Origin of the sequence: Acinetobacter sp. XH1741, assembly GCF_041021895.1 — a bacterium.
Taxonomy (GTDB): domain Bacteria; phylum Pseudomonadota; class Gammaproteobacteria; order Pseudomonadales; family Moraxellaceae; genus Acinetobacter.
Genome location: NZ_CP157428.1, coordinates 1,774,267 through 1,797,871, shown reverse-complemented (window position 1 = coordinate 1,797,871; position 23,605 = coordinate 1,774,267). Strand labels below are relative to the sequence as shown.

Annotated in this window: 20 protein-coding genes; 8 read left to right on the top strand and 12 right to left on the bottom strand. The window is 38.9% G+C overall.

Going from position 1 to position 23,605, the window contains the following annotated elements:
* Positions 1–50: 50 nt before the first annotated feature.
* Positions 51–1,157, bottom strand: a complete 1,107-nt coding sequence (locus ABLB96_RS08515) for a beta-ketoacyl-ACP synthase III (RefSeq protein WP_199964929.1) — start codon at positions 1,155–1,157, stop codon at positions 51–53.
* Positions 1,158–1,251: 94 nt separating this feature from the next.
* Complete coding sequence (gene hrpA / locus ABLB96_RS08510) at positions 1,252–5,109, bottom strand: ATP-dependent RNA helicase HrpA (protein WP_348896696.1); 3,858 nt, start codon at positions 5,107–5,109, stop codon at positions 1,252–1,254.
* 352 nt (positions 5,110–5,461) lie between these two features.
* Between hrpA and ahpC the strand changes: the two genes are divergently transcribed.
* Entirely contained in the window at positions 5,462–6,025 is a 564-nt protein-coding gene (ahpC, locus tag ABLB96_RS08505; RefSeq protein ID WP_003652649.1) for an alkyl hydroperoxide reductase subunit C, read from the top strand.
* Positions 6,026–6,216: 191 nt separating this feature from the next.
* Positions 6,217–6,432 (top strand): KTSC domain-containing protein, encoded by a 216-nt coding sequence (locus ABLB96_RS08500; protein ID WP_348896697.1) that lies wholly within the window; start codon positions 6,217–6,219, stop codon positions 6,430–6,432.
* A gap of 63 nt (positions 6,433–6,495) precedes the next feature.
* Here the strand turns inward: ABLB96_RS08500 and ABLB96_RS08495 are convergent, their stop codons facing one another.
* Together ABLB96_RS08495 and ABLB96_RS08490 are read right to left on the bottom strand one after the other, a co-directional pair.
* Positions 6,496–7,083 carry an O-methyltransferase gene (locus ABLB96_RS08495; RefSeq protein ID WP_348896698.1) on the bottom strand — a complete coding sequence of 196 codons (588 nt, stop codon included), beginning with the start codon at positions 7,081–7,083 and terminating at the stop codon, positions 6,496–6,498.
* Positions 7,084–7,128: 45 nt separating this feature from the next.
* On the bottom strand, positions 7,129–7,347 hold the full coding sequence (locus ABLB96_RS08490; protein WP_068934442.1) for a DUF1653 domain-containing protein: 219 nt from the start codon (positions 7,345–7,347) through the stop codon (positions 7,129–7,131).
* 255 nt (positions 7,348–7,602) lie between these two features.
* On the opposite strand from ABLB96_RS08490, the gene ahpF reads away from it, so the two are divergent.
* The gene (ahpF, locus tag ABLB96_RS08485; RefSeq protein ID WP_348896699.1) at positions 7,603–9,168 is read left to right on the top strand and encodes an alkyl hydroperoxide reductase subunit F; all 1,566 of its coding nucleotides are present in this window, start codon (positions 7,603–7,605) and stop codon (positions 9,166–9,168) included.
* 173 nt (positions 9,169–9,341) lie between these two features.
* Positions 9,342–9,686, top strand: coding sequence for a hypothetical protein (locus ABLB96_RS08480; protein WP_348896700.1), 345 nt, complete (start codon positions 9,342–9,344; stop codon positions 9,684–9,686).
* A gap of 63 nt (positions 9,687–9,749) precedes the next feature.
* Here the strand turns inward: ABLB96_RS08480 and ABLB96_RS08475 are convergent, their stop codons facing one another.
* Together ABLB96_RS08475 and ABLB96_RS08470 are read right to left on the bottom strand one after the other, a co-directional pair.
* Positions 9,750–10,361 carry a glutathione binding-like protein gene (locus ABLB96_RS08475; RefSeq protein ID WP_348896701.1) on the bottom strand — a complete coding sequence of 204 codons (612 nt, stop codon included), beginning with the start codon at positions 10,359–10,361 and terminating at the stop codon, positions 9,750–9,752.
* A gap of 207 nt (positions 10,362–10,568) precedes the next feature.
* Positions 10,569–13,010 (bottom strand): ExeM/NucH family extracellular endonuclease, encoded by a 2,442-nt coding sequence (locus tag ABLB96_RS08470; protein ID WP_348896702.1) that lies wholly within the window; start codon positions 13,008–13,010, stop codon positions 10,569–10,571.
* Positions 13,011–13,155: 145 nt separating this feature from the next.
* Here ABLB96_RS08470 and trmB point away from each other — a divergent pair, with 145 nt between their 5' ends.
* Together trmB and ABLB96_RS08460 are read left to right on the top strand one after the other, a co-directional pair.
* Positions 13,156–13,872, top strand: coding sequence for a tRNA (guanosine(46)-N7)-methyltransferase TrmB (gene trmB, locus ABLB96_RS08465; protein ID WP_077168203.1), 717 nt, complete (start codon positions 13,156–13,158; stop codon positions 13,870–13,872).
* A 172-nt stretch (positions 13,873–14,044) separates the two neighbouring features.
* The gene (locus tag ABLB96_RS08460; protein ID WP_348896703.1) at positions 14,045–14,671 is read left to right on the top strand and encodes a glutathione S-transferase; all 627 of its coding nucleotides are present in this window, start codon (positions 14,045–14,047) and stop codon (positions 14,669–14,671) included.
* Positions 14,672–14,684: 13 nt separating this feature from the next.
* On the opposite strand, the gene ABLB96_RS08455 is transcribed toward ABLB96_RS08460, so the two are convergent.
* From ABLB96_RS08455 to ABLB96_RS08435, 5 genes are all read right to left on the bottom strand, one after another.
* Positions 14,685–15,464 (bottom strand): F420-dependent NADP oxidoreductase, encoded by a 780-nt coding sequence (locus ABLB96_RS08455; protein ID WP_348896704.1) that lies wholly within the window; start codon positions 15,462–15,464, stop codon positions 14,685–14,687.
* Between the two features lie 103 nt (positions 15,465–15,567).
* A complete protein-coding gene (locus ABLB96_RS08450) occupies positions 15,568–16,980 on the bottom strand; it encodes an OmpA family protein (RefSeq protein WP_348896705.1) in 1,413 nt (470 codons plus the stop codon).
* 212 nt (positions 16,981–17,192) lie between these two features.
* On the bottom strand, positions 17,193–18,428 hold the full coding sequence (locus tag ABLB96_RS08445; RefSeq protein ID WP_348896706.1) for a dihydroorotase: 1,236 nt from the start codon (positions 18,426–18,428) through the stop codon (positions 17,193–17,195).
* A gap of 12 nt (positions 18,429–18,440) precedes the next feature.
* On the bottom strand, positions 18,441–19,457 hold the full coding sequence (locus tag ABLB96_RS08440; RefSeq protein WP_348896707.1) for an aspartate carbamoyltransferase catalytic subunit: 1,017 nt from the start codon (positions 19,455–19,457) through the stop codon (positions 18,441–18,443).
* A gap of 122 nt (positions 19,458–19,579) precedes the next feature.
* Complete coding sequence (locus ABLB96_RS08435) at positions 19,580–19,924, bottom strand: hypothetical protein (RefSeq protein ID WP_348896708.1); 345 nt, start codon at positions 19,922–19,924, stop codon at positions 19,580–19,582.
* Between the two features lie 239 nt (positions 19,925–20,163).
* Between ABLB96_RS08435 and rlmKL the strand changes: the two genes are divergently transcribed.
* Positions 20,164–22,368 carry a bifunctional 23S rRNA (guanine(2069)-N(7))-methyltransferase RlmK/23S rRNA (guanine(2445)-N(2))-methyltransferase RlmL gene (gene rlmKL, locus ABLB96_RS08430; RefSeq protein ID WP_348896709.1) on the top strand — a complete coding sequence of 735 codons (2,205 nt, stop codon included), beginning with the start codon at positions 20,164–20,166 and terminating at the stop codon, positions 22,366–22,368.
* Positions 22,369–22,390: 22 nt separating this feature from the next.
* Here the strand turns inward: rlmKL and ABLB96_RS08425 are convergent, their stop codons facing one another.
* The gene (locus ABLB96_RS08425) at positions 22,391–22,807 is read right to left on the bottom strand and encodes a hypothetical protein (protein ID WP_348896710.1); all 417 of its coding nucleotides are present in this window, start codon (positions 22,805–22,807) and stop codon (positions 22,391–22,393) included.
* A gap of 267 nt (positions 22,808–23,074) precedes the next feature.
* Between ABLB96_RS08425 and ABLB96_RS08420 the strand changes: the two genes are divergently transcribed.
* Positions 23,075–23,563, top strand: coding sequence for a CinA family protein (locus ABLB96_RS08420; protein ID WP_348896711.1), 489 nt, complete (start codon positions 23,075–23,077; stop codon positions 23,561–23,563).
* Positions 23,564–23,605: the final 42 nt, after the last annotated feature.

Genomic DNA, 23,605 nt, shown 5'->3' with positions numbered 1-23,605 from the left:
TCGTTCATAAAAAAACGCTCTTATGAGCGTTTTTTTATGAACCTTGCAACTTAAGCAACGTGCTTTTGTACAACAATCGAACCTACTGAGTAACCAGCGCCGAAAGATGAAATCACACCATATTCGCCATCATTCACTTCGTGGCCTGTACGATGTAAAGCAATAATCACACCTGCTGACGAAGTATTGGCAAACTCATCTAAAATAATAGGCGCACGGCTTAAATCAGCTTCTTTACCAGCAACATATTTCAAGATTAATTCATTCATGTTGGCATTGGCTTGGTGTAACCAGAAACGCTTAATATCGTTTGCAGTTAACTGCATTTTTTCCAACTGCGCATTAATGATTTTTGCCACCAATGGACAAACATCTTTAAATACTTTACGTCCATCTTGACGGAACAGCTTGTCGTCAACCACTGCATCTTCGCTGCGGTTTAAGAAACCGAAGTTATTGCGAATGTTGTTTGAAAATTGAGTAAATAAGTGAATATCTAAGATTTCAAAACCAGTTTTAGTAGTGGTTTCTTCAATAATAGAAGCGGTCGCAACATCACCAAAAATGAAGTGACAATCACGGTTACGGTAGTCTAGGTGACCCGATGTAATCTCGACATTTACCAATAAAACACGGCGAGCACCTGAACGAATTGCATCTGCCGCTTGTTTCAAACCAAAAGTGGCAGCAGAACATGCAACGTTCATGTCGTAGGCATAACCTTGAATACCAAGTGCCGACTGAATTTCAATTGCAACAGCTGGATAAGCACGCTGCATGTTTGAACATGCCAAAATTACAACATCGATATCTTCAGCAGTTACGCCTGCATTTTCCATTGCCTGTTTCGCAGCAATAACACCCCACTCTGCTTGAAGTGAAAGTTCATCATTTGAACGCTCAGACAAACGAGGACGCAAACGATTTGGATCGAGGATACCTGATTTCTCAATCACGTAACGGCGCTTAATACCAGACGCTTTTTCAATAAACTCAGCACTTGAACCACGCAATTCTTCGAGTTCACCTGCTGCAATTTTCTCTGCATTCTCTTGGTTATATTGTTCCACATAAGCATTTAAACTGTCGGCCAGTTCTTCATTAGAAATGATTTCTGTTGGGTGAAATAGCCCAGTACCTGTGATACGAATGCCCATGTAAAACTCCTAAAAAAATGAATAGGGTCTGTTAATCTTTCATTTATAAATTGCGTTGCCAGCTAAAAACAACATAAACAGACCCCGATCTATCTTAACTGATTCCCAAACGATCCCATAACTTTTGCAGTCGAGTTGGCGAAATAGGCATCTTGGTTTTCATCGGTTGAGAAAATAAAGAAATGCGGAATTCTTCCAACATCAAATACAATTCTTTGATTCTTGGATCGTTTTTGAATTTAAATACCTTGTCCATCCATGGATCGACATCATCAATAGCGGCATGATCTCGCTGTAGATTATTTGGCAATCGGTCTAAACGCAATAGCAGCGCTTTTAAATAACGCGGGTATTCCTGCCAAAGATCGACGGGTTGGCAGTAAACAAAATTACCAAGTGACATGAGATCTAGCTGATCTTCAATATCATCGATACTGCGCCCAAACACACCTGCATCAAGTACCAAAAGCTGACGGCGGATTTGTTGCCATTGAATATAAATATCACTTAATTGCTCAAGTGCTTGCTGCCCGTAGCTCAAAAATTGCTTTTTGACTTGTTCAAGCAGTTTATGAAATTCATCTGCATTAATTGGCAAAGTTGTAATTGCCATCTGCAAGGTAGCATAGACCAACATTTGCTCAAGTTTAGCTTTATCACCCAGAGGTGAATAAGCCAATGAGAGTGGTTTTGAAATCTGCTTTTTCAACTGACGAACCAAGTCACCAAGCTGCATATGAACCAGACGAATAATCCCTTCACGATGCTGCTTAATGGCTTCTGACTGATCATTAAAGGTCTGAATAACAACCCCAGTCTCATCTTTCGCATCAAGATCAGCAAAGGCTTTGATGGGTACTAATGCCTGATATTGCTTAACAACAACACCTGTTACCTTTTGAGACGCTTCAAATATGAAGTTTTCAGGGAAAGTTTTAAACTCACCCTTTTGCTGTTTAACAGGACGATGTGTTTCTACACGGCAGCGCGCTTTTAACTCAGGTAAATCACGACCTTTCGCAATCAATTTACCTTTTTCATCAATCACTTTAATAAAAGGCACCAAATATGGATCTATTCGTTCAAACGAAAAATCCTTATCCGTAATTTGTTCACCGCGCAACGCAAACGCAAGGTAGCTAAAAATATGCTGTCTTAAATGTACAGCATCGACACCATGCATGAGCTTACGGGCGGTATCCGGAATAGGAACCACATTACGGCGTTTATCTTTTGGTAACGCTTTAAGTAAAGCTTCAATTAAATCTTGACGCCAACCGGGAATACCCCAAGACCAGATATTTTCATCGACTTGTGGTAAAGCCTGTACCGGAATTTGAACCGTTGCACCATCTTCATCATGACTTGGGTCAAAGCGATATGACGTTGCCAAACGTAGCTGACCATTATGTAAATGATCTGGGAATTGCTGGGTTGTTGGTCTGTCATTCAGCCAAAGTGCATCATCTTCTACAAATAAGTAGCGTGGATTTTTTGCTTCAACCGTTGCTCTCCAGTCTTCAAAACTGCTTCGACTCGCAATTTCTTCAGGAATTTTAGAAGCATAGAACTGATAAATTGTTTCTTCATCAACGACCAAATCACGGCGACGCAATTTATCTTCAACTCGTTCAACTTCTTCAAGTTTAAGCAAGTTGTGTTTTAAAAATGGCGGAACTGTACCCAAATTACCAGTGGTTAATGCATCACGCAAGAAAATCTCATGAGCAGCAGGCTGATCAACTTTTTCAAAATTGATCAATCGCTTCGGTTCAATAATTAAACCAAACAAGGAAATTTGCGCATACGCATTTACAATGCCTGCTTTTTTAGACCAATGCGGCTCAAAATAGTGATATTTCAATAAATCACGTGCGGCAAGCAAAATCCATTCAGGGTCAATTTTGGCTAAAGTACGTAAGTACACTTGAGAGGTTTCCACCATCTCAAAAGCCATTACCCAAGCAGTATTAGTTTTATGTAAAGTACTGGCAGGAAAGACTTTCGCCTTTTGCTGACGCACTGCCATAAAAATATTACGCTCATCAGTTTTATTGGCAATAAAAGACAATAAACCTGTCAATAACGCACGATGCAAGTTTTCATAGTTCGCAGGTTTTTCATTAAAACTCAGTTTTAACCCTTCAGCTAACTCGACCAATTGTTTATGCGTCTGTTTCCATTCACGTAAACGTAACCAACTCAAAAAATGCTGCTTGGCAAATTGACGTCGTTTATTTTCAGACATGCCTGCTTCGCCTTTAGGATTTAAAGTCTCCCAAAGTTTCAAATAAAACAGAAAATCTGAATCTGCTTCTTTGAATAATGCATGCTTTTGGTCAGCTTGCATCTGTTTATCTGCCGGACGCTCACGCGGATCTTGCACTGCAAGCGCACTGACAACTACTAAAATTTCTTTAAGTACACCAAAATGAGCACCACCCACGATCATACGTGCAAGTCGTGGGTCGATTGGCATACGAGCCATTGTTTGACCGACCTTAGTCAGCTCATTTTTCTTCTCATTGAGTGCACCCAACTCAATCAGCAACTTACGGCCATCGTTTACAAGACGAAAATCTGGCGGCTCAATAAAATCAAAGTTTTCTAACTCACCTAAACCTAAACTGTGCATTTGCAAAATGACCGAAGCCAAGTTGGTTCGTTTAATTTCAGGTTCGGTAAATTCAGGACGGCTTAAGAAGTCTTCTTCGCTATATAAACGAATACACACACCCGCAGCAATACGACCACAACGTCCTTTACGCTGGTTGGCAGCAGCTTGAGAAATTGCTTCAATTGGTAAACGTTGTACGCGTGAACGATAGTTATAGCGCGATATACGTGCAAAACCACTGTCAATCACATAACGGATGTTTGGAACTGTAAGTGCAGTTTCGGCAACGTTGGTCGCAATAATAATACGACGCCCTTTGCCACCTGGACTAAAAATCTTTTGTTGTTCAGAAACAGCTAAACGTGCATACAACGGTAAAATTTCAGTATGTCTAGGTCCATGCTTTTGCAAGGTTTCCTGTAACTCACGGATTTCTTGCTCTGTACTTGAGAAAATCAGAATATCAGCATGTTCTGGGTGACCTTTTGCTTCAGCATCAGCAAAACATTCTTCTACCGCTTGTACAACTGCACGAGGGAGGTTTTCTTCAAAATCATCAAACTCATCGTCATCACTGCCACCAATATTCATCTCTGAAATTGGGCGATAACGTACTTCAACCGGATAGCTACGACCTTCTACTTCAAAAATTGGCGCGTCATTAAAGTAATTACTAAAACGATTTACGTCTAAAGTTGCCGAAGTCACAATCACTTTTAGATCTGGGCGTTTTGGCAGTAATTGCTTTAAGTAGCCCATAATAAAATCAATATTGAGTGAGCGTTCATGTGCTTCATCAATAATGATCGTGTCATATTTAGACAAGAAACGGTCATTGCCTAACTCGGCAAGCAAAATACCATCGGTCATTAACCGTACAATCGAGTCTTGCGAACCTTGTTCATTAAATCGGATTTTAAAACCAATCGATTCGCCGAGTTTTTCGCCGACTTCTTCTGCAATACGCTGTGAAACACTACGTGCAGCTAAACGACGTGGCTGGCTATGACCAATCATACCTGTTAAGCCACGACCTGCTAGCATTGCAATTTGAGGGAGCTGAGTGGTTTTACCCGAACCCGTTTCACCTGCCACAATAATAACTTGATGCTTTTGAATCGCTTCAATTAAACGGTCTGCATATTGAGAAACAGGTAAATCTTGATTCAGCTTAATTTTAGGTAAACGTTCAAAACGCTGTCTAACTTTGGCATTAGACTGTTCAAATAATTTTTCAATCTCTGAAGTATCGGCTTTTTTATCTTTACGTAAACGATTTAAACGGTAACGATCTCTTGCCATCACCCATTGATCAATATTTAAATCATTCTGCACAGATAAATTTTCCTGAAAATTCAACAATCCGCTATTTTACGCTCTAATGCTCCTAAGGTAAAACAATTGGTTTTTTATATATTTTTAATTTTTTAAAATTTTACCCTTGAATTTTGACTTGCTAGACTTCATGTTGTTAGGCAAGTTTCTTTTACGATAACTGTCATTTGATTTACATGTTTTTGCAGTCAAATCGAATACAGTGTTTGGGGACTTAAAAATCGTAAATTTATCACTTATTCAATTTTCCGATTTTAGTCATGTAAAAATACTATTTCCCCAATAAAGAATTTTTATTTATTCTACATCTCGTAAACAAGTTTAAATATAAACCTCAATCATGGAGACAATGATGAGCTTGATTAATACTGAAGTTAAACCTTTCCAAGCAACTGCTTACCACAACGGCCAATTTGTTGAAGTTAACGAAACTAACCTTAAAGGTAAATGGTCTGTTGTATTCTTCTATCCAGCTGACTTCACTTTCGTTTGTCCAACTGAACTTGGTGACTTAGCTGACAACTACGCTGAATTCCAAAAACTTGGTGTTGAAATTTACGCTGTATCTACTGATACACACTTCACTCACAAAGCTTGGCACGACACTTCTGAAGAAATCAAAAAAATCCAATACCCATTAGTTGGTGACCCAACTTGGACTCTTTCTAAAAACTTCGACGTTCTTATCGAATCTGAAGGTTTAGCTGATCGTGGTACTTTCGTTATCGATCCAGAAGGTAAAATCCAAATCGTTGAACTTAACGCTGGTGGTATCGGTCGTGACGCATCTGAACTTCTTCGTAAAGTAAAAGCTGCGCAATACGTACACGCTCACCCAGGTGAAGTTTGTCCAGCTAAATGGAAAGAAGGCGAAGCAACTCTTGCTCCATCTATCGACCTAGTTGGTAAAATCTAATCTCTCTTAGATTTTAAAAACTGAAAAAACCACCCTTTTAGGGTGGTTCTTTTATTTTGAATAAGCACATCACATTTTCTACTGATACTTTTACAATTCTGCCCTTCCCCGTTACATCAACATTGAGTAATGTCAAATAAACAACTGGTTAATTTTTGAGAATGTTTGATATGAAATAAAGGGGTGCATTTATGGCGAATACAGCGGTTGTCACTTCATGGAAATACAATTCAACATCGCGTCATTTAAAAATATTTTATAGCGATGGTTCAGGAGATCTTTATCATCCTGTACCCGAGTTTGTTTATGACAACTTATTACGCTCCACTGACAAAGCAGCTTTTGTATATAAATATTTAGAATTTAATTTACACTTTACACGTTTATCTTTGGTAATTGCCTCATAAAAATTATAAAAAAGGCCTGTTCAAAACAGGCCTTCTCTGGAATATAAAGCTATTTCAGCATAACTATTTTGTGACCACTAAACACAACCCTGCACCAACAGGTAAAATACTACTCATTAAATCTGCATTCTGTTTAATCAAAGATAAAAATGAACTTACCTCAGCTGCATGTGAAATGACCTTATCAATAATCAGAACACCACCTTTGGGCTTCATCAGACGATTTAAATCGGGCCAATAATTCTCGTAAGCATCACGTTCCGCATCTAACAAAATAAAATCGAAAGTTCCCTGAGCTTCTTTTAAATAATCGGCTGCATCCCCTATCCAAAAATCAACCACTTCATTTAATGCTAGTTCAGTAACATGGCGTTTCGCCTCATTACTGCGATTAGCATCAATTTCAAGCGTGGTGACTTTTCCGTGAGTCGATTGTGCAGCCTCAGCAAGCCATAGAGTAGAATAACCTGTTGAAGTACCGATTTCTAAAATTGATTTGGCCTGCTGCATTCGAATCAATTGCGATAGAAGTTTTGCAGACTCAGCCTCAATATTTCGATAGCGTAGCAAGCGATCTGACTGCTGGGCATCATGTCGTTTAAAGGTGTCATATAAATCTGCAACTCTTTGTAAGAAAAAAGTATTTGGCATATCTTCACCCTTTAAAATCGTTATTTTATATGACAGCCGTTTGAGTTAAGTACTTTGAATCAACTTAAACCGCGGCACGATACTTCCGTCAGCCATTTGAACCGTTTCAGTAAACATATCTAGTGGACGCACCCATGTTGAATAGTCGCCATAAAGACACTGATAAACAACTAGCTTTTCTTCAGTTTCACTATGTTTTGCTACAGAAAAAACTTGATAGAGATTACCTTTATAATGCTGATAAATGCCGCGTTGCAATGACATGAAAGTACCTTTTAATGTTATGACATAAAATCTTTACAGCCATATAACATATATAAATTTTTAAATACTTTCACTTTAAAAGATGAAAAAGAGTAATAAAGAGCATTTAGAGATAAATTATTGATCTTATTTATGAATGCCATCAACAATTCAAAAAACCGATCAAATTCATAAAAACATACTGTTTCACCTATTTAATGTTTTAACGTACTATGCATCTATTGAAAGAATTTGGATGCATTGGAGAAAAAACAGATGTTAGATCAAAACATTAAAACTCAATTAAAAGCTTATTTAGAACGTTTAGAAAGTCCTATCGAATTGGTTGCTGCTTTGGATGAGTCAGATAAAGCTGCTCAAATTAAAGAACTGGTGTCTGAAATTGCTGAACTTTCTGACAAGGTGACTGCGCGTTTTGATGGTAACAATACACGCCGTCCAAGCTTTGGGGTGGCTAAAGCAGGTGAACAACCTCGTGTGTTCTTTGCTGGCTTACCTATGGGTCATGAGTTTACGTCTTTGATCTTGGCGCTGTTACAAGTCTCTGGCTATGCACCTAAAGTGTCAAATGAAGTGCTGAACCAAATTAAAGGCTTAAACCTCAAAGCCAACTTTGATGTGTTTGTATCTTTAAGCTGTCATAACTGTCCGGATGTGGTACAGGCGCTTAACCTGATTGCCATTTATAACCCGAATACTACGGCAACCATGATTGACGGTTCATTCTTCCAAGATGAAGTGGAACAACGCAAAATCATGGCTGTACCAATGGTGTTTCAGGACAATGAACACATTGGTCAAGGTCGTATGACCCTTGAAGAAATTGTAGCGAAACTTGATACCAACTCAGCTGAAAAAGATGCAACAGCACTCAATGCCAAAGATGCGTTTGATGTATTGGTGATAGGTGGTGGTCCTGCGGGTGCAACAGCTGCAATTTATGCGGCACGTAAAGGCATTAACACTGGTATCGTAGCTGAACGCTTCGGTGGTCAGGTCATGGATACCATGGACATTGAAAACTTCACTTCTGTGCAAAAGACTCAAGGTCCTAAGTTTGCTGCCGAGATGGAAACCCATGTTCGTGAATACGATGTCGATATCATGAACCTACAACGTGTTAGCAAAATCACAGGTGCAAACCAGACTGCCAATGGCTTGGTTGAAGTAGAACTTGAAAACGGTGCAAAACTTGAATCGAAAACCGTGATCCTTTCAACAGGTGCACGCTGGAGAGAAATGAATGTACCGGGTGAACAAGAATACCGTACCCGTGGTGTTGCGTACTGTCCACACTGTGATGGTCCATTGTTCAAAGGCAAACGTGTTGCCGTGATTGGTGGCGGTAACTCGGGTGTAGAAGCTGCGATTGACCTTGCAGGGATTGTGGAGCATGTCACTTTGGTTGAGTTCGACACCAAACTTCGTGCTGACCAAGTCTTGCAAAACAAATTGCATAGCTTACCAAACACGACTGTGATTATGAATGCCTTAAGCACAGAAGTATTAGGTGATGGCTCACAAGTGACTGGTCTTAAATATAAAGACCGTGCGACTGATGAAGAGCATGTGGTAGAGCTTGCAGGGATCTTTGTACAGATTGGATTACTCCCAAACACTGACTTCTTAAAAGACAGTGAGGTTGAGTTAACCAACCGTGGTGAGATCATTGTCAATGACCGCAACGAAACCAATGTACAAGGTGTATTTGCTGCAGGTGACTGTACAACTGTACCTTATAAGCAAATCATTATTGCCACAGGTGAAGGCGCTAAAGCATCACTTTCAGCGTTTGATTACATCATTCGCTCTGGGCAATAAAAACGGTTAGTTCCCTCTCATTGAGTTAGAGCCTAGCATTGTAAAATGCTAGGCTTTTTTAATCACAAAGTTACAACTTTTTAACAATTTTTGATCTTTATTAATCATTTACTTTATGTTTATATTTTAGACATCCATAATTTCGGATGCCATGAATTAGAAGGAAAAACACAATGAATAAATTACTTGTTGCTTTAGGTCTTGCTGCGACTGTTGCTCTTGTTGGTTGTAATAAAAATAAAGCGCCAGAAACTGGGGCGACTACAGGTGAACATTTAGAAAATGCAGCTCAACAAGCAACTGCTGATATCAAAACAGCGGGTGACCAAGCTGCGAGCGATATTGCAACTGCAACTGATAAGGCTACAGCTAAAATTGATGCTGCTGCTGACCACGCTGCTGATGCCACTGCAAATGCTGCTGCACAAACAGAAGCAACTGCACGTAAAGCAACTGCAGATACAGCTCAAGCGGTTGAAAAGTCTGCTGCTGATGTAAAAGAAAAAGCTCAGCACTAATTAGATCTAACATAAAAAAAGCCCCTGTTAATGCAGGGGCTTTTTTTAATGGTTTTAAATCTATTATGAGATTAAACCTTCATCACGCATTGCAATTTGTACAGATTGGCGCTCAGCAACTTTATTACGTAGTGCAATAATATGTTTATATGGCGTCAAGTCATGCTCAATTGAATTTGACCAATTTGTTAAAACAAATAAATATGCATCGGCTGGACCAAAATTATCATTTACTAAATAGTCATAATCAGTTTCAGATAAATAACTATCGATATATTTTAAAAGACGGTCGATTTCAGCATAAGCTTTGGTTTTTTCTTCGCTTGTTAACGTTGCCCCAAAAAATACCGCATATGCATCATGCAATTCTGAGTTTAAATAACCCAGCCATTCCAATACCTTCGCACGGCCTAAGCCAGAAGGAGGAATCAAATCTTGTTTAGGGTCATGCTGAGCAAGGAATGGTAGAATCGCCACATTTTCAGTCAAAATGAGTCCTGGGTTAATTTCTAAAGCTGGTACATATCCCTTCGGATTAATTTCGTAATAATCTGCACCTTTTTCTGTTTTATGTGTTTTTAAATTTACTTTTTCTAAATCAAAATCAACATTAATTTCATTTAAAATAATATGTGCAGCTAAAGAACATGCGCCTGGCGAATAATATAATTTCATATCTGATCCTTCTTATCTTACATTAACGTTTTAAATTGCTTCTAAAAAACCTGCAAGGTTTGTACAATTCCTTAATTGTAAAAAAGCGTAAATTTATAAAATACTTACACTATCTAATATTCTTGAAAAAGTTTGACCTTGCAAGTTGTCTTACGTGACGATTGTTTAAAATATGATAAAACACATCCACATCACGCATTTTTACCGTTAATTACGCTTAAAAAGTTGGCTAATCCATTCCACTAATTGAGATAAGAAATCAAAAATAGGACTTTTATTGCCATTATCAGTATGGTTTGAGTCTTTACCATTTAAATCTAAATCCACAATTACAGGATCGTGGTCCGAAGAACGATAGGCATCTTCACCATAAAACAGAGCCTTCTGCTCATCGGTTTTATATTCTTCGTTGTAATCTAGAACTGTTGGCTCATCTGCATTGATATGCCAAGCAAACGTACGAACTACTTTTGGATATAAATCTGCATCAGCAATTGCATGGTCTAAATTACCCGCGCCGCCATTGCCATTTGCATCACTTGCGACACCAAAAACATAACTATATGCCTGAGCGCCCTGTCCAACTTTAGCGTCATTGAGTAAGACCTTATAATTGGCTTTTTCAAATGCCAAAATCGGTTCCTCTTTTGCATAGCTGTTCATGTCTCCAACGAGCAAAGCATTTTGCTTAGAAACCTGAGTCGGATTTTTCGCGAGCCATTGCACGATTTGATCAACTGCTTTTACACGTGTCGGATTCCAGCATCCTTGACCATCTTTCTGGTCTGCATCAGTAGAGTTAGCATCTACTCCAGTACAGCCTTTTGATTTCAAATGATTAGGAATAACGGTAAACGTTTTATTGCCACGAACAGCTTGGAAAGTTTGTGCTAATGTCGTTCGGTTTTTATCACCTAAATCAAGTACAACAGGTTTGTTTAAAGGCTTAACTCGCTTGCTGTTATAAATAATAGCAACAGCAATCACATCACCACCTAAACGGTCTAAATTTTCAGGTACAACATATTTCCAGTCTGGGCCGAGTGCACTAGTTAAATGAGCAATAGCACTGTTTGGACCATAACCATTGTTAGCTATTTCCATTAAACCGTACACGTCAGCATCAATCGCTTTTAATGCGCTCACAATTTTACGGTGCTGTTTATCAAACTCTGCTTGTGTATTTGCACCGCGTTCTGTGGGGAAGCCTGTTGCACCATTGTCATAGTTCAAAACATTAAATGAAGCTACACGGATATGATTGGCATTTTTCGTAATGACACTCTGGCGTGGATTTGTTTGAGTAACCACTTCTGGTTGTGTACGTCCAAGCACAGGCTGTACACGCCAGCCATTAAAACGATACTCTAAAATCCCTTCAACATTTTTAAGTTGGTAGCCTGAACGCAAGGTATTAGCTGCACTAAAATTTGTCGGTAACCATGGAGTACGGTTTTGGTTGTTATAGCCATCATCAAAAATAATTTTCGATAATAAATTTTTCTGAGCTAAAGCTTTCGCTTCTGGCGACAAGGCTGGATATAAATTGGTTGGAATATATAAGCGGCCCAAACTTAAAGACAGCTCACCATAACGACCATAATTATAGTTTTCACTCACCGTTAAAGCTTGAGGTAATTTAACCAACATACCTTGATAGCGCTGCGGAGAATTCGTCGTACTACCTGTTAAGCTGGTAAATGGCAACTCTAAGCTAATCGGCTGAACTTGATTTGCCATATTGCTATTACAGCTTTGAATATCTTGCTGTAATTGGTCTATTTGTAGCTGGTTTTGATAGCTGGTTAATCGGCCACGTAAAATAACCTCATCACCCACCTGCCCACCTTTCACAGTGCTGCTATTTGGAATATAAACAAAAATGGCATTACTGACATTCGCACGTGCTTTGGTGTCAGGTGTTTGAACATAGAAACCTGAGAAGCCATTGGCATAGCGATAATCAGCAGTAATCACACCACGCACTGTATAAATCTGGTTTTGTGTTGATGTAGCTAAATCGGCAATTGGGGTATCAGCGCTTGAACAACTGACTGTTTGAACAGGAGGCGGAGTTGTTGTAGAACCTGATAAATTTGAAAAATCATTGCGGTTTGCCCATGCTGACCATGAATGGTCCAAATCAAATGCAGCGGTCGGATCAATACTTAAAGCAGGGTTTTCAGTTTCAATACGCTTAAAACTATTTCCTAAACTTGAAACGGCTGTTCCCCATCCTGCCTCTGGACGTTCACCAATACGACCAAAACGGTCAACAGGTGTACCTTTATAAACGAGCACGACAGCATCATCACCATTAAACGATAATGCAGCCACTTGATTTACTTTACTGCCAAGTTCAGTTTGCAGCTCTGAGCGGCCCACTAAAAACTTCTGCTTACTTGCAAGCGTACCTTGTAAACGGACAGTTATTGTCTTGGCAGTTCCACCATTATTAAATTGTTGAATTTCATAATCAGCTAAATTAACAGTAGTTCCATCTGGGTTATAAATCTCTAACCCCTTTTTATTACTGCTGCCATCCACATACTGGCTAAACATGAGCTGTGCCTGAGCAACAGAGCTATATGAAAATGCACCAAATGCACTTAAAAAAACTGAAAGTGTTCTTAATTGAAAAGTTTTCATGATTAAAAATGTTCATGTGAGTTTTAATTAGTCTCTTAGATTAAATATTGATCATGACATCTACATGAAGAAAAACACCGAAACATTTGACTTGACCACCTGAAGACTTAAAATACCGCTTTTGAATTTCAATATTGCCAAGGTTATGTCGATCGATCAGTTAGAAACGCAAATTGCAGAATTAGACAATTTGCCTGAACACCGTGAAATTGTGACGTTTATGCGTCGTTCAGCACCACTTAATACGTCTCAACGCACGGCATTAGAACAACATCGCGATTTAATTTTGGAATATCCAGTGGGTGACTTACGTCAGCACTTTGAGCATCCTGAGCGCCCTTTAACTGTTGAAATCGGTTTTGGTATGGGTCGTTCTTTAGTACTTATGGCTAAAGCGAATCCTGAGCGCAATTATGTGGGTATTGAAGTTCATGTACCCGGTATTGCGCAATGTCTATATGAAGCAGGTATAGCGGAACTTAAAAACTTACGTGTACTTGATGCAGATGCGATTCAAGTTTTACGCGAAATGCCAGATAACAGCATTAACTGCGTACAACTTTACTTCCCGGACCCTTGGCAGAAGAAGCGTCATTTCAAACGCCGTTTTGTTATTCATGAGCGTATGCAACTGGTTGAACAGAAACTTGAGCTTGGCGGTACATTCCACGCTGCAACAGACTGGGAACCATATGCGGAATGGATGCTTGATATTTTAGACAACCGTCCAGATCTTGAAAACTTGGCAGGTAAAGGCAACAGCTACCCACGTCCAGAGTGGCGCCCAGTGACTAAGTTCGAACGCCGTGGTATCGAGTCTGGTCATAAAATTAATGACTTTATCTTTAAAAAGATTAAGTAAAAAAACAAAAGGCTTAGTTCATAACTAAGCCTTTTATTTTTTAATATTAAAAAAATTTATTAGCACTGACTTATTCTATTTTTTCTTTCGAATTAATGTTTGCCAATCGCCCCAAATCTAGCTATTTATAGAAACTGCTATTAGCCACACTAAAAATTGCTAAGGACAACACATGTTAAAAATTTTAGGGCGCGAGAACTCGATTAATGTTCGCAAAGTCTTATGGCTATGTGAAGAATTAAATCTTGAATATGAAAAAGAAGATTGGGGACGAGGCTTTCGCTCTGCACAATCACCTGAATATTTACAATTAAACCCAAATGGCCAAATTCCTGTTGTTATAGATGGTGATTTAGTCCTTTGGCAGTCCAACAGTATTATCCGCTATTTAGCAAATGCTTATGATAAAGAACATAAGCTTTACCCTACTCAAGCAAAAGAAAGATTTTTTGTAGACCAGTGGCTTGATTGGCAAGCGATCGAGCTGAATAACAGCTGGACTTATACGATTATGTCTCTACTTAGACATTCACCAGATCATCAAGATCCAAACTTATTACAGCAAGGTATTGATAACTGGAATCATCATATGCAGATTCTTGACCAACAACTTGCAAAAACTCAAGCCTATGTTGCAGGTACTGAGTTTACCCTAGCGGATATTCCAATTGGTCTGTCTGTACAACGTTGGAAGGCTACTCCTTTTAACCATCCAACGCTCAAGTCTGTCGATCAATATTTTGAACTGTTAAATCAACGTCCGGGGTTCTTAAAATGGGGCAATAACGGCGAACCTTAATTTTAAATAAGCTTTAATCCGAGTGATGGCGGTTTAAAATGCCATCACTTAAAAGTTGATAGACCTGTTTTAAATCCTCTCGCTCTGCTTGAGCTAATAGCTCCTGATGCATGGCCAAGATATTTTGATCTCGCCTTACGGCAGGCCCAGTTTGCATTTGTTTCGGATCATTTTCAGTGGCTTTTTTTGCTGTTTCCACTATTAATGGATAAAGCAAACCAAAGTCCACTTGCTCTGCATCCACAATCTGCTTAGCCATATCAAAACAGTAATTACTAAAATTACAGGCAAACACTGCCGCCAAATGCAAAGTTAAACGTTGTTTTGAGGTGTATTGATATACTCGACTGCTTAGGCTATTTGCTAAATCAGAGAGCATTGCTAAATCGGTTTTATTGGTCGCCTCTACAAATAATGGGGTGGCTTGCCAATCAACGTCTCTTTCAAGACTGAATGTTTGCAAAGGATAAAACACCCCTGCTTTTTCATGAATATTACTGATGATTTCGATATTGGTACTCCCCGAAGTATGAACCATCAAGGTTTCGGGAAATAGTTGATGTACTTGCATGACAAGATCAGCAATAGCGCTATCTGAAACTGCTAAGATAATTAAATCACTTGATTGAAATTCTTGAAGAGACTGACACGCTTTTGCTTGAATTTTATCTGCAAATTTCTGGGTTTTCTCAAAATCACGTGCATAAACTTGGGTAATGTGATGACCTCTCACCAAGAGTACTTTTGCCAAATGAAAAGCAACACGCCCACTTCCTAACAAACTGATTTTCATGCCAACCCAACAATATTGATCTTTATAAAAAAAGCTTCTCAAAATGAGAAGCTTTTTTCAAATCAGAATTCAATAAAATCAATTTTTTTTATGAATCTATTGATTATTGAGCTACTGAAAACTCAATACGGCGGTTTTTAAAGCGTCCTTCTTCCGTTGTATTTTCTGCAACAGGGTTTTCTGAACCATGACCTTCGGCAACAAGTTTAGATGCATCTACTCCTTTAGAAACCAAATAATCGACTACAGCTTGAGCACGGCGTTGAGAAAGTGCTTTATTGGCAGCAGCATTACCTGTTGAGTCTGTATGACCACCAACATTTAATTTCACGCTAGTCACTTTATTTAACAGCGTTGCAGCTTGATCAAGAATGGCTTTGTTATCTGCTGGAATTTCACTTGAACCACTCGCAAAATTAATAATTTGCAAGTTAAGCGCTTTAACTAAGGCATTTACATCTACATTGTTCGGATCAATTGAGCCCAAAGCAGATTGCGAAGCACTTAAGCTATTGCTTACCGATTGCTCAGCTGTTTGTGGTGCAGCTGAAACAACTTCAGTGTGAGGAACAAGTGCTTTTACTTTTGCAGTTAAAGCTTCTAAAGCTGCTGCATCACCTGCTTTCAACGTAATTTTGTCACCTACCCATTCTAAAGACGCATTTGGCACACCTTTTAATGCACCAAGTACACCTGCTAATGCATCCTTATCGGTAAATGCAGCAGCATAGGTTTGGCTAGTATCGACGTTACAGTCTTTAGATGCTGAAAGAACTTTTTTAACTTGAGTTTGTAAGGTCGCCAAGAAGCCCTGATCGCCAATACCAGCCTGACATTGACTCACAGCACCTTTATCATCTGTACTTAAAGTTAAAGTAGCAGGCGCAGCGGCCGCTACCCCACTTGCTGGAGTAGTCTCAGGTACAGGTGCAGCCTCTTTATGCTGGCAAGAGCGCCATAACCAGGCAATTAACAACCCAAGAATAATCAGTGCAATGATAGGTAAAATACCACGAGATTTACCCGTTGTTTCTGATGCTGACGCAAGCGGAGGTGCTGTTGATGTAGGTATTGACGATAAACCTGCGCCAATACCCAATGGTGCTAACAGACCAACTGCCCAGCCCGGTAAATATGAACGGATCGTTTCCGAATGCTGACGTAAATAGTTCACAATACTTTGTTGATCACTGCCAGCAACTTCAGAAATTGTGTTAAGACTAGGTTTAATCGCGCTATTAAGTGTACTTTCAATCTCTGCTGAGGGTGCGGTACCACTTAAATGCGTCAGTACTGTATTTTTGATTTGATCATTATGTGAAAAAAGATCAGATAAGGATGGAGCCAAACTGTTTTTCAATTGTCCAATAAGATCAGGTTTTGCAGCCAATAGTGAAAGTAAGATTGGATAAAATTTAGATAAAGCGTTTGTTTTGTCGCCGAGGAATCCATCCTGGTTGTTTAATATTGTTGATGATACTTTTTCTTTAAGCAGTTCTATAGGGTTTATCGACATTGATTATTCTCCCGAATCTTATAAGTCGTAACCAGCAACTTTTGATTATTCAAATACTTCTCTTTGCTGATAGTTTTTTATTCTAATGTGCGCGAAATCTTTTGTTGTTTTTTAAATAATTTATATACAATTTTCCATCGAGTATTTACAAAACAGGTAGACCATTATGATCTACCTGTTTATAGATTGAATTAGTTTTTAATTCCTTCAAATTAGACAGCAAAAGTCTGAAGCACTTTACCTGTAAGGTTTTGACCCAGTAATGGAGTATTCTTACCTTGTGATAAAATCGTTTCTTTGCTTAACGTCCAGCTTAACTCAGGATCGACTAACACCCAGCCTGCTTCAGCTTGCCAGCGTGTAGTCATATTCGCTGCCTGTGCAGGTGCGCTTGTTACTTTAGTAACCCACTCAAGTGGGTCGAACAAACCTTCATTAATAAGCTGAATACCTAAAGCCACATAAGTATCAAATGCACTAATACCCGGTTGAGTTTCAGCAAATGGCGCCATTTTCGCTGAACTGCTTAAAGGTTCATGATGCGTACAAATTGCATCAATGACACCTTGTTTTAAACCTTGGCGTAAAAGTTCTTTATCTTGCTCAGAACGCAGCGGTGGACGAACATGTGCAAGTGAGTTAAAGCCATCAGTTAAGTGCTCTGTCAAATGCAACTGATGCATTGCCACATCGGCAGTGACAGGTAAACCTTTTGCTTTTGCTGCTCGAATGAGTTCAACCGACGCACCACAAGACAACAAGCCAAAGTGGGCTTTAACACCTGTTGCTTCAATCATAAGCAGGTATTTTGCAATCGCTACAGTTTCAGCAATCGCAGGAATCATTGGCAAACCCTGACGCGAAGCGATAAAACCTTCGTGAGCACAGCCATCTTTAGCAAGTTGAGGTTCTTCAGCATAGAACACCACTGTTAAACCAAGGCCAGCTGCATACTCAAGCGTGCGAACGACGACATCATCATTTTCAAAAGCAGCATTCGCATTTGAAACAGCAGTACACCCACCCTTTTTAAGACCTGCCATATTGGCTGGTTGCTTACCATTTAAGCCTTGAGTCTGAGCACCAATAATATGCATGTGGATACCACCATCAAGCCAAGCTTTCTCAACCAAGCCATGAATGAGGGCACCATTGTCTTGAACAATTGGCTTTGAATCTGGTGGCGTGATCACGTGTAAAATACCATTGCCACGTGCTGCCTTACCTTCAGATTTAAGCGTACCGTGCTGTTGTTGGCCCGGTTCACGTAAACGTGCACACAAGTCCACCATGGTTGGCATTAACCATTTGCCCTGACCATCAATGGTTTGTGCAACTTGGTCAACTCGAGCGACTAACTTACCGTTTTGAATATATACAGTTTGTACGCTGTCTGTTTTTTGGATTGGGTCTAACACACGTACATTTTCAATTTTTACAATACTCATGTGATCCATTCCTTACAACGCAATCGCTTCAATTAAACCTTGTTCTTGAAGTTGCCCTTGCATAGACAACGCCAATACTGCCATACGAACTGCAATACCGTTAGTAACCTGTTTTAAAATTACGGACTGATCACCATCGGCAATACTCGAATCGATTTCTACACCACGGTTCATTGGACCTGGATGCATCACAATACAGTCTGGTTTAGCTAAGCTAAGGCGCTCTTTGTTTAAACCATACATTCTGTAAAATTCAGATTGCGAAGATAATGCTGGTGAATCAATACGCTCATTTTGAATACGTAAAGCAATAATCACATCACAACCAGTAACACCTTCGTCCATATTATTAAACAAACGGACATGCTCGCCATACTCTGAAAAACCAACAGGTAATAATGTATTCGGTGCAATCACACGAATATCTTTACATCCAAGAGTTTGAAGTGCAGCTACATCTGAACGCGCTACGCGAGAGTGTTTAATGTCACCAATAATGGCAACACTCAAATCTTCAAATGGTTTTTTCGTCTCACGGCGAATAGTGAGCATATCCAGCATCGCTTGCGTTGGATGAGCATGACGTCCATCTCCAGCATTAATAATTGCGACTTTTGGACATACATCTTTAGCAATAAAATGTGCAGCCCCCGAAGATGAATGGCGAACTACAAAAATATCGGCAGCCATTGCTTCAAGGTTCCAAAGCGTATCTCGTAACGTTTCACCTTTTGAAGTACTTGAACGTGCAATATCAATATTCAGTACGTTAGCAGACAGACGTTTTGCTGCCGCTTCAAAAGTAGTACGGGTACGAGTGGAATTTTCAAAGAAGAGATTCATAACCGTCCGTCCTTCTAAAAGCGGGCGGTTAATTAAATTATTATTATCGTCTAAAAAGCTTTGCGCGGTATCTAAAATCTTAGTAAGGTTTTCTTTTGAAAGGCCCTCAATCGTTAAAAAATGTTTTAAATTTCCGTCTTGATTGAGCTGAACCTGGCTCGGTTGATGCAACGCTGCAATATGCATAATGGATTCCTATGGGTCGAATCGCGAAAACGTGCATAGTGTAGCTGAATTCCGCTCTTTTCGCAGAAGAACTTTACATAATAAGGCCCTAAATTGACCAGAAATTTAGAGCCATACCCAGTTTATCTTAATGCACCTATATAATGATGTGGAACTTGTGCTCGATAAATCTCTTCCGCCGTGATTTCCGATTCTTCGTTAGGTTCAACTTTAGCCAGCATTTCTTTTTGAGAAACTTCTGGTAGAGTGTCAGTCAAAGACCTTAATCGCTCGACACATCGTTTTAATTCGTCATCATCTATTTCTAGTGCTAGCGCAATTACATATTTTGCATAATCTTTATTTTGAACCACGTACATCGCATCAATTACTCTCCCCGTCACCCTACGCATGCGTACATATATTTGTGTAGCTACCGAGAAAGCATCTGCATTGGCAATAAAACCATTCCCCATCATGTCTTTCATTTATCATTACCCCATCAATTTAAAATAATAAAATGCTTAAAAACTGGCTATGTTTGTTAATTAAATAACCATTGATAGGATTGGGTTAGCAAAATACATACCACTTTTACTGTATTAATCTTTAAAAATCAGTTTATTGGTTAGATTGTGCTAGGTTGCAATAATTTAAAAACCTTTACACATCAAAATAAGTTAAACTTTGCATCGTTAATATTTATATGTTTTGGTCAATCGAGTTTATGAATACCTCTTTACGTTTAAACCACTATTGGATTACTTGTGCTGATGGTTTAGAAACCCTCTTACAAGAAGAAATAGAACAGCTTGGCACCAAAGTGACAGAACGTAAAGCCGGACGTTTAATCATTGAAGGGACGCTTGAACATGCTTATCGCATTTGCATGTGGTCACGTCTTGCTTCTCGTGTTTTACTTCCTATTCATACGTATGAACTTGAATATACACACGATGCACGTGATGTAGCAGAAGAGCTTTACGAAGGTGCAATGAGCTTTGACTGGTCACTTATTTTTGCACCACAAAGTACCTTCGCTATTCGCTTACATGCAGAGCGTGAAATTAAAGTTAATACTCAATTTGCGACACTTAGAACAAAAGATGGTGTAGTCGATTCCTTTATGGAAGCGGTAGGTCGTCGCCCAAGCATTGATACTAAACAACCAGAAATTACCTTATATGTTTTAGCAGGTAAAACTGAACATACCTACTGCCTAGATTTATCTGGTGACTCATTACATAAACGTGGCTACCGTCGTTATATGACGGATGCACCGATTAAAGAAAACTTAGCTGCGGCAATTTTACAAAAAGCTAAGCTTAAAGAACGTCATCCAGAGCTTGTACTCGACCCAATGTGTGGTTCAGGTACATTTATTATTGAAGCATTAATGATTTTGACTGACCGTGCGCCAGGACTTGTTCGTCGTTTTGGTTTTAATGGTTGGCATGGTCATGACCGCGACCTTTGGTTATCTTTAAAAGCTGAAGCTGCAGAACGCCATGAAAAGGCTCTTGAATTACCTTTACCGAAGTTTTATGCCTACGATGCGGACTGGGAAGCGATCAAAGCAACTCGTGAAAATATTATTGCAGCAGGCTTTGAAAAAGTATTAGGTCAAATTCAAATTGAAGAACGTACTTTAGCTGACTGGCCTGATTTTTCTGCTGAACATAAAACAGCATTTATTGTGACCAACCCGCCCTATGGTGAACGTTTAGGTGATAAAGCATCAAACCGCTCTCTGTACCTCGGTTTATCTGCGCTTTTACAAAAACATTTCCCAAATCAATATGCAGCCATTATTGCAGCTCAAATTGAACAAGCCGATGTTTTAGCTTTTGAAGCACCTGAAACCTTACGTTTAATGAATGGTAAGTTGCCGATTTACATTCGCTTTGGGGCAATCAAACCAGAAAAAGTAACTCAACCATTTTTAGCAAACTGGCAAGCTCAACCAGTTGAAATAGAAGAAGCTCAAGATTTTGCTAACCGTTTGCAAAAAAATATGACTGCCTTGAAAAAATGGGCAACCAAAGAAAATATTTATTGCTTACGTTTATATGATGCCGACTTACCTGACTTTAATGTCGCTGTAGATTTATATGGTGATCGTTTACATGTTCAGGAATATGCGCCACCAAAAACAATCGATCCTGAAAAAGCAAAAAAACGTTTTAATTTAGCGCTTGCTGTAATTCGTGCTGTTACCGGTTTAAACCGCGATGCTATCTTTATTAAGACACGTGCTCGTCAAACTGGTACCAATCAATATACGAAACAAAGTACAGCTTCAAAACGTTTCATCGTTCAAGAAGGTAAAGCTAAAATTTTAGTAAACCTAACGGACTACCTTGATACAGGTTTATTCCTTGACCACCGCCAAATGCGTTTACGTATTGCTCAAGAGGCTCGTGGCAAACACTTCTTAAACTTATATAGTTATACATCTACAGCTAGCTTACATGCTGCTTTAGGTGGCGCTGCCAGTACCACAAGTGTCGACTTATCGAACACATATTTGAGCTGGTCAAAAGAAAACTTTGTTTTAAATGGTTTAACTGTCGATCATGCAGATGAACAACACATGTTCTTTGCAAGTGACTGTTTTGAGTGGCTAAAAGAAGGTCATGAACAATACGATCTTATTTTTATTGACCCACCAACATTCTCTAACTCTAAAAAGTTCTACGGTACCTTTGATGTTCAACGCGACCACGTTTCTCTTATTAAGCGTGCAATGAACCGTTTAACAAGTGAAGGTACCCTTTACTTCTCAAATAACTACCGTGGCTTTGAGATGGATGAAGAGATTGAAGCACTTTATGACGTTCAAGAAATTACCTCTGAAACGATTGGACTTGATTTTAAACGCAATCAAAAAATCCACCGTGCATGGAAAATTCAGCATTTAGGTCTGAACTAATATCATTTCAAAAAAGTTATCATTACTTCACGGTAATGATAACTTCACCACGTACATTTTTTGGCTCAAAGTCATAACGCGTAAAACGGTCCGCTCGGTCCGGTAATGCAATCATTTCCAATTTTTGCTTTTCTTTAATATCGATAACCTGATTTTGTTTTTGTTCTTGGTAAGGCGATAACACACTCGATCTTAATGAGTTCCAACGAACTTCTTGTAAATAGTTATCCCCTAGTTCTTTGCGAGCTTGATGCTGCTCTATTTGAGGTTTTTTTGCATCATCTTGAGCTTTAGCAATAATGACAGGTAAAGATGCGGTTACCGCTCCTGTCTGAGTTGAAAGTGCACTTTCAGTCATTGGTTGAGCTGCCCATGTGTTTGATAATAATACAAACATGCCGCTCAAAATTCCCAGCATATAGCCTTGTTTATTATTCATTTCCTACTTCCTAAAATTGTTATTGTTTGTTATATCGAATCAAACTAGCAACTTTTTAACCTCGTCGCAATGATATAAAGAAACTTCCCGACAATTAACACTGATTATTTTATGATCAAAAAATATCATAGGTATTTTGTGAATATTCCAGTTGTTTCATTAATTTTAATCTCAGGCTTGAACAGCTTTCTTAAATCACTTAATCTGAATTGGTAACTTATTTGTAATTGATTTTATTTATAAATAAACACCATATGAGGTGAAATAATGCTTCAGCAATGCTGCCAGTTATTAGAAAATCTTCAACTTAAAATTGCATTCATTGAAAGTGCCAGCTCTGGCTACTTAACCAGTCAGTTTTCTATTTATAAAAATAGCGGGGCCGATATTTTACTGGGCGGGTTAGTGAGTTATGACCCTAGTATTAAAATCAGTATTTTAAAAGTCGATCCAAAGTTAATAGATCTGCACACAGCAGAATCCCCTCAAGTTACCGAGGAAATGTGTAAGTTGGGTCAAACCCTATTTCAACAAGCTGATATTATTGTAAGTTGCACGGGTTTATTAAAACATGGCGGAAGTGAAACCGTAGAAAAACCTGTAGGCACTTTTTTTATCTGTATTTCTTATCAAGGCCGCATTTACCATTATCATTATTTTTTATCAGGTCATGCTAAACAAAAGCTAAAAACTTTGACTCAAAAAGTAGCAGACTCAATTATCGCACTCCTCTCTTCAAATCAGCATAAAAGTTAAATATAAAAAAAAGAGAATATGTTTCCATATTCTCTTTTCGGT